Here is an 11594-nt window from a genome sequence, read left to right as displayed (position 1 = left end):
GGACGGTACTGGCGGCTACGATGGGGCGCCCCCTTCGTCACCCGTCCCGACAGGAGCGCCCCCGTGCTCGGAGTCAACGACCTGACGACGTACATCCTCGGCGCCCTGGTCATCGTCCTGCTGCCCGGGCCCAACTCGCTGTACGTCCTGTCCGTCGCCGCCCGCAAGGGCGTCCGCACCGGCTACCGGGCCGCCGCGGGCGTCTTCGTCGGTGACTTCACCCTGATCAGCCTCACCTCGCTCGGCGCGTCCTCGCTGCTCGCGGCCAACCCCGCGGTGTACGCCGTGGTGAAGTTCGGCGGCGCGGCCTACCTGCTGTGGATCGGCTTCGGCATGCTCCGCTCCGCCCGCCAGCTCTGGCGGGAGCGCCGCGCCGCGGCGGCCGGTCCGGGCGCTGCCGCCGAGGAGGCACCGGAGAGCACCGAGAACCCGTTCCGCCGGGCGCTGGTGATCAGCCTGCTCAACCCGAAGGCCATCCTCTTCCTGCTGTCCTTCTTCACCCAGTTCGTCGACCCCTCGTACGGGAAGCCGGTCCTCTCGTTCGCGCTGCTCGGCGGCGTCCTGCAGACCTTCAGCGTGCTCTACCTCTCCCTGCTGATCTTCGCGGGCACCACCCTGGCCACCGCCTTCCACCGCCGCAAGCGCCTCTCCGCCGGTCTGACCAGCGGCGTCGCCCTGCTCTTCGCCGGCTTCGCCGCCAAACTCGCCGTCTCCTCCGCCTGATCGCCGGGCCTCGGTCCGCCCCCGAGGGTGCGGTGCGGACCACCCCGGAAACTGTGTAGACTTGCCCGCGTTGCTGATGCGATCCTCGACCCCACCGGTCGGGTGTCCACCCCGGCAACGGTGCCGCCTTAGCTCAGTTGGCCAGAGCAACGCACTCGTAATGCGTAGGTCTCGGGTTCGAATCCCGAAGGCGGCTCCATGAAGAACCCCAGGTCAGTAGCCACTGACCTGGGGTTCTTTGCGTTCCCGTGGCCGGGCGACTGGCTCACGTTGTGTCCGTTGCCGCACCTTCGGGGCCGAGCAGGCGGTTGACGAGGGTTTCGGGATAGCCGGTGGCGGGTGGGTCGATGCCGAAGATGACGCGGACGTAGAACGGGGCGAGGAGCTGGTCGAAGATGTCCTCCAGCGGCGGGGGGACCTCGCCGCGGGCGGTGGCCCGTTCGCGGATGCGCTCGATGGAGCTCATGCGGCGCCGGAAGTGCTGGCCGCGCTCGCTCTGTGCCTCGGGGCTGGTCGGCATGGACAGGGCGACGGCTCGGATGAGGACGCGGCCTTCGGGGGTGCGGATGCTGTCGACGCCGGCCTGGGCCCAGGCGGTGAGGTCGCCGCGCAGGCTGCCGGTGTCGAGCAGTGGTGAGGTGCTTTCCAGTCGGGTGGTGACGACGTCGGCGAGCAGGGCCTCCCGGCTTCCCCAACGGCGGTAGATGCTGGTGTGGTTGACGCCGGCGCGTTGCGCAATGGCGGGGATGGTGGGCTCGGCGCCGTCAGGGGCGGCCAGCAGGTCGATGACTGCTTGGTGGACGGCCGCCCGGACCTGTTCGGGGCTCTTGCGGATGCGTTCGGCGGGCTGTTTCTGGGGCACCCCTCCATCGTAAGCACAGACGTTTGCTTAGTGCCCCCGAGGGGTCTACAGTCGTCCACGCAAGCACAGATCCGTGCTTAGTAGAGAGCGTCGAGCCTCCAGGAGGGCCTCCGATGAAGCAGCTGCTGTTCCCGAACAACATCCAGTTCTGGTACGAGACCCTGCGCTCGATGAGCCACATCGCCTACGGTGGCGCCGACTTCGGCGAGGTCGTCTCGACCGGCGAGCGCATCGTCGAGGGCGACTACGGCAGCTGGTACACCGAGTGGACGGCCACCGCCGACCGGGTCGCCGCCGAGGCGGACAAGGCGCTGAAGGCCGGCCACCGGATCAGCGCCCGCGACGGCTACCTGCGGGCGTCGAACTACTACCGCTCGGCCGAGTTCTTCCTGCACGGCCGGCCCTGCGACCCCCGCCACGACCACGCCTACGACCGCAGCGTGGCCTGCTTCCGGTCCGCGGCCGCCCTGTTCACCCCGCGCATCGAACCGGTCGCCATCCCCTACGAGGACACCACCCTGCCCGGCTACCTGTACCGGGTCGACGACTCCGGCACCCCGCGGCCCACCCTCGTCATGCACAACGGCTTCGACGGCACCGCCGAGGAACTGCACTTCTTCGGCGCGATGGCCGGCGTCGAACGCGGCTACAACGTGCTGGTCTTCGACGGCCCCGGCATGCCCGGCCCGCGCCACCACCAGGACCTGGTCTTCCGCCCCGACTGGGAGAACGTCATCACCCCCGTCGTGGACTTCGCCGAGACCCTCCCCGACGTCGACAACAACCGCATCGCGCTGCTCGGCATCAGCATGGGCGGCATCCTCGCCCCCGCGCCGCCGCCTTCGAGCACCGCCTCGCCGCACTCGTCGCCGTCGACGGCCTCTACGACCTCGGCCAGACCTCCGTCCGCAACATCCCCGGCAGCCGCGAGCAGGCCGAGCAGATGCTGCGCGCCGACTCCGCCCCGGAGCTCGACGCCGCCTTCGAGCGGATCATGAGCGCGGACCCGATCGCCCGCTGGGCGATCAACCACGGCATGTACGTCATGGGCGCCGACACCCCCGCGCGTTCAACGCCTCCTACCTCGACTACACCCTCGCCGGCGGCATCGCCGAACAGATCCGGTGCCCCACCCTGGTCTGCGACGCCGAGGACGACATGTTCTTCAAGGGCCAGCCCGAGCAGCTCTACGACCACCTCACCTGCCCCAGGACCCTCATGCTCTTCAGCACCGAGGAGGGCGCCGGCGCCCACTGCCACCCCGGGGCCATGCGCCTGACCCAGGCCCGCATCTACGACTGGCTCGACAACACCCTCGACACCGCTGACGCCCGGGCCTGAGGTGCCTGGCCCTGAGGAGCCCTGGCCTGAAGTGCCCGGGCCTGAAGTGCCCGGGCCTGAAGTGCCTGCCCGGCGCCCCGGCCGGTCAGCGCAGTTGGTCCGCCGTCAGCAGGGCGACCGCCCGGGTGCCGATCTTGAAGGACTCGCGGGCCCTGATGCCGCCGAGCGGGACACGGCGGCCGCGGACGGTCACCGCGAGCACCGCCCGGTCGGGCAGGGCGGAGGCCACCGCGGTGAGCATCTCGGGCACCCCGGCGTCGTCGTCCGCGCCCAGCCAGTCGGTCTGCTCGCCGTAGGGGACGTCGGTGAGGACGACATCCGGAGCGATGCCTGCCACCGCAGCGGTCAGCTCCGCGCGGTCGAAGGCGTTGGCCCGGCGGGCGGTGGCCGGGAGTGGGCCGCCGTCCTCGGCGAGGGTGCGGCCGAGCCGGCGGGCGGACTCGGCGGCCTCCCGGTACGAGGGCTTGCCGAACTCCTCCGCCCGGGCGTCCAGTTCCGCGGCCCGCTCCCGCAGGGCCCGCGGGTCGAGCAGGGCGAGGTTCCGGCGGGCGAGATCCAGCGCGGGCTCGGCGGCGTCGGTGGCGAGCACGGCTCCGATCGAGCGGCGGTGCAGCAGGCCGAGCACGGTCAGCAGGTAGCCGCTGCCGCAGCACGGGTCCCAGAGCACCGCGGGCCGGTCGCTGCCGCGCAGCGCCATCGCCCGCTGGAAGATTTCCGAGCCGAGTCTGACCGGAAAGGCCGGGAACCCGGGTGCGGACCGCAGCACGGCGCCGCCGGCGAAGTCCGCGTAGTCGGCTCTGTCGGTCACGTGCCGGTAGCTCATGGGCCCAATCCTAGGCAGCCGGGCCGGTCCGGCCGTCCCGGCCGGCCTCGGCGCTCAGGCCCGCTGCCCGCCTCGCTCAGGGCTGCTGCCCGCTTCGCTCAGGGCCGCTTTCCGCCGGGGAACCCGCGCTGCCGGGCGGCCTCGTACAGCATCAGGGTGCCGGCCGAGGCGGCGTTGAGCGAGCTCGCGGCCCCGCCGATCGGGATGCTGACGACCTCGTCGCAGATCTCGCGCCAGGTCTTGCTCATGCCGACGGTCTCGTTGCCGACGACGAGCAGGACGGGACCGGTGAGGTCGCACGCGTCGACCGAGGTCTCGCCGTGCTCGTCGGTGCCGACGATCTTCACCGGCACGCCGCGCTCGCGCTGGGCGACGACCCACTCCAGTACGTCGGACGGCGCCGCGCTGCGGATCACCGGCAGCTTGAAGAGCGAACCCGTACTGGCCCGCACCGACTTCGGGTCGTAGACGTCGGCGGCGTGGCCGGTGACGATCAGGCCGGACGCCCCGAAGGCGTCCGCGGACCGGGTGAGGGTGCCGATATTGCCGGGGTTGGTCGGCCGGTCGAAGGCGACGCCGAGGAAGTCCGGGCCGACGGGCAGTCGTCCGAAGTCGTCCGAGCCGAGCGCGGCGACGGCCACCAGCTCCGGTGCGGTGTCCTCGCGTTCGCCGAGTTCGGCCAGCAGTTCCGGGGCGACCTCGCTCACCGGGATGCCGCTGTCCCGCAGGACGCCCTGGGCCCAGGCCGACAGGCGCTGGCCGGCCGGGTGGAGCAGCCGGTGCAGCGGCCAGCCGTACTCCAGGGCCAGCGTGATCGGCCGGACCCCGTGGATGAGGAACTCGCCCTGCCGCTGCCGCTTGTTCCGGTTGGCCAGCAGCGCCTGCCAGGTCTGGAACTGCGCGTTGCGGGTGGACACCCGGTGGACGGCACCGGCCCGGGCGGGCGCTGCCGCCCCTGTGGGCACCCGGCCCGGCTCCTGGTGCGGTCCGCTTCGTCCCTGGCGCGGTGCCCCGCGGCTTCCCCTGTCCGACATACGGCGATCCTAGGCGGTGCCCGACGGTGCCCGTGCCTGCCGCTCCGCCCGCCGGTCGGCCCGGCGCAGCAGGGCGGCGGCGGTCAGGCCGCCGGCCAGGACGGCGCCCGCGCCCGCGAGCTGTCCGCTTCGGGAGGCGGCCGCGAAGGCGTCCAGGACGGCCGACCGCTCGCCGTCCGTCCCGGCCGTGGCGAGGGCGGCGGGCAGCGAGCCGGCGGCGGCCCCGGCCGGCAGCAGGGCGGCGAACCGGGCGTTCAGCACGGCGCCGAGCACGGCCACGCCGAGGCTGCCGCCGACCTCGGCCATGGTGCCGTCGACGCCCGCGCCGGCCCCCGCCCGCTCCGGCGGGATGGCGTCCAGCACGGCCGCGACGATGGCCGGGTTGGCCAGCGCGCAGCCGGTGCCCATCAGCAGCAGACCCACCAGTAGCGGGCCGTAGCCCCCGCCGGCGAGCGCGGCGACGGCGAAGCCGGCCGCCAGGATCGCCATGCCGGCGGCGATCGAGCGCGGGGTGCCGAGCCGGGCGGTCACCCGGGCGGCCAGACCGGTGAAGTTGAGGGCGACGACGGTGAGGGCGAACGGTGCCATCCGCAGCCCGGCCTCCAAGGGCTCGTACCCGCGGACGAACTGGAGCTGCTGCGTGAGCAGGAACAGCACGCCGGTGCTGCCGAAGGTGATCAGGACGACGCCGGTCACCGCTCCCACGAACCGGCGGTCCCGGAAGAACCCGAGGTCGAGCATGGGGTGCGGGCAGCGCAGCTCCCAGCGGACGAAGGCGGTCAGCGCGAGGAGCCCGGCCGCGGCCGGACCGAGGACCTGCGCGGACGACCAGCCGTGCTCCGGGCCGGAGACGATCGCGCCCACGACGGCGGTCACCCCGACGGTGGAGAGCAGCACGCCGGTCAGGTCGGGCGGCCCGCCGCGGGGGCTGCGGGACTCCGGGACGAGCGCCCGCCCGGCGAGGAGCCCGAGCAGCACCACCGGCAGGTTGACCAGGAAGAGCGAGCCCCAGGCGAAGTGGGCGAGCAGCAGGCCGCCGATCGGCGGCCCGGCCGCGTAGCCGAGCGCGCTGACCGCGCTCCAGACCCCGATCGCCCGGGTGCGCTCCGGTCCGTCGAAGACCTGCAGGACGACGGCGAGGGTGGTGGTGAGCAGCAGTGCCCCGCCGACTCCCATGACGGCGCGGGCGGCGATCAGCCGGCCGGTCGTGTGGGAGAGCCCGGCGGCCAGCGAGCCGAGTCCGAAGACCGCCAGGCCGAGGAGCATCAGCCGGCGGCGGCCGTAGCGGTCGGCGGCGCTGCCCGCGGCGAGCAGCAGCCCGGCCTGGACGAGCGAGTAGGCGTTGACGATCCACTGGAGGTCGGCGGTGCCGGCGCCGAGGTCCCGGGTGAGGGACGGCACGGCGACGCCCAGCACGGTGTTGTCGAGGACGACCGCGAGCTGGACGAGGCAGACCACCGCGAGGACGAGCCACCGGGCGGGCGGCCGTCCGGTGGCAGCTCCCGCCTCGGTGTCCGGCCCGGTGCCCGCGTCGCTTCCCGGCCCGGTGGCCGCCCCGGTGGCGGCGGTCACCGCTCGGGGGCGAACCGGGCGATCGGGTTCACCAGGGTGCCGACGAGCTGGAGGGCGGCGGACGGGTCGGCGAGGTCGACCATCTGCCGGTTGTTGCGCAGCTGGAGCCGGTTGAGGCAGGACAGGGCGAACTCGGGTGCGAACAGGTCGTACCGCTCGAACTTCTCGGCCAGGTGCGGCACGGAGTCGCGGTGGTCGGCGACGCATGCGGCGACGGTGCGCCAGAACGCGTCCTCGTCGAGCACGTCCTCGGCGGCCAGGACGGCATTGAGGTAGCGCAGGAAGCAGTCGAAGACGTCGGTGAAGATCGACAGCAGTTTCATGGACTCGGGGACGTCCGCGCGCACCCGCTGGACGGCGGGCGGCAGCGCCGCGTCCGGGTCCATGACGACGATCTCCTCGGCGATGTCCTTGAAGATCGCCCGCTCCACGACGCCGCCGTTCAGCACCAGGATGGTGTTCTCGCCGTGCGGCATGAACGCCAGGTCGTAGGCGTAGAAGCTGTGCAGCAGCGGGGTGAGGTAGGCGTCCAGGTAGCGCCGCAGCCACTGCTCGGCGGGCAGGCCGGACTGCGCGACCAGGGCGGCGGCGAGCGAGCGGCCGTCGCGGTCGGTGTGCAGCAGGGAGGCCATGGTGGCCAGGCGCCGTCCGGGCTCGAGGCCGGGCACCGGGCTCTCGCGCCAGAGTGCGGCGAGCATCTTGCGGTACGGCGAGTACCGGTCGGTGGCGGCCTCGTACTGGCGGTGCCGGTAGCCGATGGCGGCGTGTTCGCGGATGATCGTCAGGCCGGTGCCGCGCAGCACCTCGTCGTGGTCGATCAGCCGTGCGAGCCAGTCGTTGATCGCCGGGGTGGCCTCCATGTAGGCGGCCGACAGGCCCCGCATGAAGCCCATGTTGAGTACCGAGATGGCCGTCTTCACATAGTGCTTGGACGGGTCCGTGATGTTGAAGAAGGTGCGGATCGACTGCTGGGCGAGGTATTCGTCGTCGCCCTCGCCGAGGTGGACCAGGCGGCGCTGGGCGAGTTCGCCGGCGAAGGTGACGGACAGCTTGTGCTGCCACTGCCAGGGGTGCACCGGGAAGAGGTGGTAGGCGGCCGGGTCGAGGCCGAGATCCGCCAGCGCGGTGCCGAAGCGGGCGAGCTGCGCGGTGCCCAACTCCTGCTGCATCAGGGTGTCGTAGTCGATGTCGGTGCAGGAGGTGAACACCGAGTGGTCGCGGTGCGCGGCCAGCCAGACCAGCCGCAGCGGGGCGGCGGCCTCTGGCGCGTACCGGTGGTACTCCTCGCCGCCGAAGCCGATCCGGCCGTTGTTGGCGACGAAGCCGGGGTGGCCCTCGGTCATGCCGGTCTCGACGGCCTGGAAGTCGGCCCCGGCGAGTTCGGCGGCGGAGAGCGCCGGCTTGTCGAGCTTGTAGGCGGTGCCCGCGAGGGTGGAGCCGATCTCCTCCAGGTAGACCGGCAGCACCTCGTCCGAGAGGCCGAGGGTCTTGCGCAGTTCGATGAAGAAGTCCAGCGCTTCGAGCCGGAGTTCGTCGCCGTCGCGGTGGCGGGTGACGGATTCGGCGGGGATCTCCCAGTGGTCGAGGGCGCGCAGTCGGGCGGCGAACCGGTAGACGGTGGCGCCGTCGTCGCTGCGGACGGTCCAAGAGCCGTCGCTCTGCTGTTCGGGGGTGAGCAGCCGCTCGTGGGAGAACTCGGCGAGGGCCTTGCGGACGAGCAGCCGGTTGGCGGCGGCCCAGGTGTCCGGGCGGAGGTGGGCGACGGGGCTCATCGGGCGGCTCCTGCGGTGGTGGTGCGTTCGAAGGCCGCGCGGGTGCAGACGCTCAGCAGCGCCTGCTTCTCGGGCTTGTCGATCGGGCCGACGACGTCGAAGCCGACGGCCGCGTTGAGGGTGTGCACGGCGGTGTTGCGGACGTCCGGCTCGACCACGACGCGACGGGTGGCCGGGTCGGCGAACAGGAACGCCATGACCGTGGTGATGACGGCCCGCGTGAAGCCGTGCACGGGCGTGTCGCTCGGGGCGCAGAGGAAGTGCATGCCGACGTCGCCGGGTTCGGCGTCGTACAGCCCGACCAGCTCCAGCCGGGCCGGGTCGTAGCGCTCGACCAGGAAGGCGGGCGTGCCGTCGAGCAGGCCCAGCCAGGCGTCGTGGTGGGGGTGTTCGGTGATCCGGCGGTACTCGCTGCGGACGGCGTCGAGGTCGGCGTCCTGCATCATCCAGTACGCGGCCTTGGGGTGGGTGACCCAGGCGTGCAGCAGGGCGGCGTCGGCGTCCGGGTCGAGCGGACGGATCGCGAGGTCGCCGATCCCGGGGGCGGTGCGGGTGAAGCGGTTCACGATGCGACGCCCTCCGGTGCGCCGAACTCCTGGAAGGCGATGCTCTTCTCGATCGGGTAGACCTCGCGGCCGGTGAGCTCGCGCAGGATCCACGAGTTCCGGTACGGGCCCATGCCGAGGTCGGGGGAGGTGAGGCTGTGGGTGTGGGTGCCGCCGTTCTGCAGGAAGACGCCGCGGCCCGTGGTGTCGATGCTGTAGTTGCGGGCGATGTCGAACCGGCCCCGGCCGTCCCAGCGGATCCGGTCGTGGATCGGCTCAAGGAACGCCGGCGGGCGGTAGGTGTACCCGGTGGCCAGCACCAGACCCTGGGTGCGCAGGGTGAAGTCCCTTTCCTGCTCGGCGTGGTGGAGGCCGAGGGTGTAGGTGTGGGCGGTCTCGTCGTACGTGGCGCTGCGCAGGGCGGTGTTGGTCATCAGCCGGGTGGGGACGGGGCCGGTGACGCTCTTCTGGTAGAGCAGGTCGTAGACGGAGTTGATGAGGTCGGCGTCGATGCCCTTGAACAGGCCCTTCTGTTCGGCCTCCAGGCGGTAGCGGGTGGCCTCGGGGAGGGCGTGGAAGTAGTCCACGTACTCGGGGGAGGTCATCTCCAGGGTGAGCTTGGTGTACTCCAGCGGGAAGAACCGCGGCGAGCGGGTCACCCAGTCGAGCCGGTAGCCGTGCACGTCGACCTCGGCGAGCAGGTCGTAGTAGATCTCGGCGGCGCTCTGGCCACTGCCGACGACCGTGATCGACTCCTTGCCCTGGAGCGCGGCCTTGCCCTCCAGGTAGCCGGAGTTGTGCAGGAAGTCGCCGCCGAGCCCCCGGCAGGCGTCGGGCAGGTGCGGCGGCGTGCCGGTGCCGAGCACGAGCCGCGGCGCGCGGTGCACCGCCGTCCCGTCGGCGGTCCCGGAGGTGACGGTGTAGAGGCCGTCCGCGTCGTCCCACTCGACCAGGGTCACCCGGTGGCCGAAGCGGACGGTGCGCAGCCGGGCGGCGGCCCAGCGGCAGTACGCGTTGTACTCGGCACGGACGGGATAGAACATCTCGCGGATGTAGAACGGGTACAGCCGGCCGGACCACTTCAGGTAGTTGAGGAAGGAGTACGGCGAGGTCGGGTCGGCGAGGGTGACCAGGTCGGCCATGAACGGCGTCTGCAGGGTGGCGAAGTCCAGCAGCATCCCGGGGTGCCAGTCGAAGTCTGGCTTGCTCTCCAGGAACACCCCGTCGAGGCCGTCGACGGGCTCGGCGAGGCAGGCGAGGCCGAGGTTGTACGGCCCGAGGCCGATGGCGATGAAGTCGTGGGTGGACATGCGGGTCTCTCCCGGGTGGTCGGCGGGTGCGGTCAGCCGGCGGCGCGGCAGAGTTCGGGGGCGGCCGTCCGGTCGTTGACGTAGCGGCCGGCGTGCTCGGCGAGGAGGTCGAGGACGTGCGCGATGTCGTCCAGCGTGGTCTCCGGGTTGAGCAGGGTGAACTTGAGGTAGTGGTGGCCGTCGACCTTGGTGCCGGCGACGACGGCCTCGCCGGAGGCGGCGAGGGCCTCGCGGGCGTGCAGGTTGGCCTCGTCGGCGAGGGCCCGCAGCGGGCCGGCGGGCGGCAGCCAGCGGAAGACGACGGTGCTGAGTTGGGAGCGGGTGACGACCTCGAAGCGCGGGTCCTCGGCCAGCAGGTCGTAGGCCTCGGTGGCGCGGTCCACGACCTCGTCGAAGAGCGCGCCGATCGCGTCGGCGCCCATGACGCGCAGGGTCAGCCAGAGCTTGAGGGCGTCGAACCGGCGGGTGGTCTGGACGGACTTGTCGACCTGGTTGGGGATCCGGCGCTTCGCCATCCGGGCCGGGTTGAGGTAGTCGGCGTAGTACGTGGCGTGCCGGAGCGCGGCGCCGTCCCGGACCAGCAGGGCGCTGGAACTGACGGGCTGGAAGAAGGACTTGTGGTAGTCGACGGTGACCGAGTGGGCCCGCTCGATGCCGTCGAGCAGGTCGCGGCGGGTGCGCGAGGCGAGCAGGCCGCAGCCGTACGCGGCGTCGACGTGCAGCCACAGGCCCGCGTCGGCGCACAGGTCGGCGATCTGCGGGAGCGGGTCGATGGAGCCGAAGTCGGTGGTGCCGGCGGTGCCGACGACGGCCATCACCCGAAGGTCCTCGCGGCGGCAGCGGTCGATCTCGCGGGCGAGTGCGGCGGGGTTCATCCTGCGGTGCCGGTCGGTGCCGACCGTGATGACGGCGTCCGGGCCGAGGCCGAGCATCTTCGCGGACTTCTGCACGCTGAAGTGGCCGGCCTCGGAGGCGATGATGCGCAGGCGCGGCAGGATGTCCTGCTTGGCGATCGGCACGGGTGAGTCGGCGGAGGCCCGGTCGCAGGCCTCCTCGCGGGCGAGCAGCATGGCCTGGAAGTTGGACTGGCTGCCGCCGCTGGTGAAGACGCCGTCGGCGTCCGGGCCGAGGCCGATCCGCTCGGCCGTCCAGTCGATCAGGCGGCGTTCGATGAGGGTGCCGCCGGCGCTCTGGTCCCAGGTGTCCAGCGAGGAGTTGACGGCGGTGAGGACGGCCTCGCCGAGCAGTGCGGGGATGACCACCGGGCAGTTGAGGTGGGCGAGGTAGCGGGGGTGGTGGAAGTAGACGGCGTCGCGGAGGTAGACGTCCTCCAGCTCGGCGAGGGCTTCGGCCGGGTCGCCGAGCGGGCGGTCCAGGTCGACGGCGGATATCTCGGGGGCGAGCCGGTCGGGGGTGATTCCGGTGAACGGCCGCTCGGTGCCGGCGATCCGGGCGGCGACGCGGTCGATCCCGGCCGTGAGGGACCGTCGGTAGTCCTCCACCGTTGCGCCGTTGAACAGGTGCGCTCTCGCGTCCACCAGGGGGTGGTGCCTGCCGACGGGACCTCGACGGTACGGCCCTGGAAAGTCATGGTCAGCCCTCAACGGTTGCG

The 11594-nt window shown here is 72.3% G+C and carries 11 protein-coding genes and 1 tRNA gene; 4 read left to right on the top strand and 8 right to left on the bottom strand.

What is annotated here, in order from left to right:
- The first annotated feature begins 63 nt into the window (after nt 1-63).
- Both leuE and ABEB13_RS19485 read left to right on the top strand, forming a co-directional pair.
- Nucleotides 64-723, top strand: a complete 660-nt coding sequence (gene leuE, locus ABEB13_RS19490; protein ID WP_100889520.1) for a leucine efflux protein LeuE — start codon at nt 64-66, stop codon at nt 721-723.
- A gap of 122 nt (nt 724-845) precedes the next feature.
- Nucleotides 846-922: transfer RNA gene (locus ABEB13_RS19485), tRNA-Thr, on the top strand.
- A 66-nt stretch (nt 923-988) separates the two neighbouring features.
- Here ABEB13_RS19485 and ABEB13_RS19480 read toward each other — a convergent pair.
- Entirely contained in the window at nt 989-1585 is a 597-nt protein-coding gene (locus ABEB13_RS19480) for a TetR/AcrR family transcriptional regulator (protein ID WP_345706523.1), read from the bottom strand.
- A gap of 113 nt (nt 1586-1698) precedes the next feature.
- Between ABEB13_RS19480 and ABEB13_RS19475 the strand changes: the two genes are divergently transcribed.
- Nucleotides 1699-2583 carry an alpha/beta hydrolase gene (locus ABEB13_RS19475; protein ID WP_345706522.1) on the top strand — a complete coding sequence of 295 codons (885 nt, stop codon included), beginning with the start codon at nt 1699-1701 and terminating at the stop codon, nt 2581-2583.
- Between the two features lie 160 nt (nt 2584-2743).
- Nucleotides 2744-2926, top strand: a complete 183-nt coding sequence (locus ABEB13_RS19470; RefSeq protein ID WP_345706521.1) for a hypothetical protein — start codon at nt 2744-2746, stop codon at nt 2924-2926.
- Nucleotides 2927-3011: 85 nt separating this feature from the next.
- Here the strand turns inward: ABEB13_RS19470 and ABEB13_RS19465 are convergent, their stop codons facing one another.
- The 7 genes from ABEB13_RS19465 to ABEB13_RS19435 form a co-directional block, all read right to left on the bottom strand.
- Nucleotides 3012-3749, bottom strand: coding sequence for an rRNA methyltransferase (locus ABEB13_RS19465; protein ID WP_345706520.1), 738 nt, complete (start codon nt 3747-3749; stop codon nt 3012-3014).
- A 98-nt stretch (nt 3750-3847) separates the two neighbouring features.
- Nucleotides 3848-4714, bottom strand: a complete 867-nt coding sequence (locus ABEB13_RS19460) for a TrmH family RNA methyltransferase (protein WP_345706519.1) — start codon at nt 4712-4714, stop codon at nt 3848-3850.
- Between the two features lie 78 nt (nt 4715-4792).
- Nucleotides 4793-6355, bottom strand: a complete 1563-nt coding sequence (locus tag ABEB13_RS19455) for an MFS transporter (RefSeq protein WP_345706518.1) — start codon at nt 6353-6355, stop codon at nt 4793-4795.
- Nucleotides 6352-8127, bottom strand: a complete 1776-nt coding sequence (locus tag ABEB13_RS19450; protein WP_345706517.1) for an IucA/IucC family protein — start codon at nt 8125-8127, stop codon at nt 6352-6354. Before ABEB13_RS19450 ends, ABEB13_RS19455 begins: the two co-directional genes overlap by 4 nt.
- Nucleotides 8124-8693, bottom strand: coding sequence for a GNAT family N-acetyltransferase (locus ABEB13_RS19445; RefSeq protein ID WP_345706516.1), 570 nt, complete (start codon nt 8691-8693; stop codon nt 8124-8126). The genes ABEB13_RS19450 and ABEB13_RS19445 overlap by 4 nt, the downstream gene beginning before the upstream one ends.
- On the bottom strand, nt 8690-9982 hold the full coding sequence (locus tag ABEB13_RS19440; RefSeq protein WP_345706515.1) for a lysine N(6)-hydroxylase/L-ornithine N(5)-oxygenase family protein: 1293 nt from the start codon (nt 9980-9982) through the stop codon (nt 8690-8692). The genes ABEB13_RS19445 and ABEB13_RS19440 overlap by 4 nt, the downstream gene beginning before the upstream one ends.
- A 32-nt stretch (nt 9983-10014) precedes the next feature.
- The gene (locus ABEB13_RS19435; RefSeq protein ID WP_345706514.1) at nt 10015-11520 is read right to left on the bottom strand and encodes a pyridoxal phosphate-dependent decarboxylase family protein; all 1506 of its coding nucleotides are present in this window, start codon (nt 11518-11520) and stop codon (nt 10015-10017) included.
- Between the last annotated feature and the right edge of the window lie 74 nt (nt 11521-11594).

Origin of the sequence: Kitasatospora paranensis (genome assembly GCF_039544005.1) — a bacterium.
Classification (GTDB): Bacteria; Actinomycetota; Actinomycetes; order Streptomycetales; family Streptomycetaceae; genus Kitasatospora; species Kitasatospora paranensis.
The sequence above is the reverse complement of the archived record's forward strand: the minus strand, read 5'-3'. Positions and strand labels throughout refer to the sequence as shown.

Bases quoted from the DNA above. Each gene is read 5' to 3' on its own strand.
- ABEB13_RS19475 (WP_345706522.1), top strand. From the start codon at position 1,699: ATGAAGCAGCTGCTGTTCCCGAACAACATCCAGTTCTGGTACGAGACC.
- ABEB13_RS19470 (WP_345706521.1), top strand. From the start codon at position 2,744: ATGTTCTTCAAGGGCCAGCCCGAGCAGCTCTACGACCACCTCACCTGC.
- ABEB13_RS19465 (WP_345706520.1), bottom strand. From the start codon at position 3,749: ATGAGCTACCGGCACGTGACCGACAGAGCCGACTACGCGGACTTCGCC.
- ABEB13_RS19450 (WP_345706517.1), bottom strand. From the start codon at position 8,127: ATGAGCCCCGTCGCCCACCTCCGCCCGGACACCTGGGCCGCCGCCAAC.
- ABEB13_RS19440 (WP_345706515.1), bottom strand. From the start codon at position 9,982: ATGTCCACCCACGACTTCATCGCCATCGGCCTCGGGCCGTACAACCTC.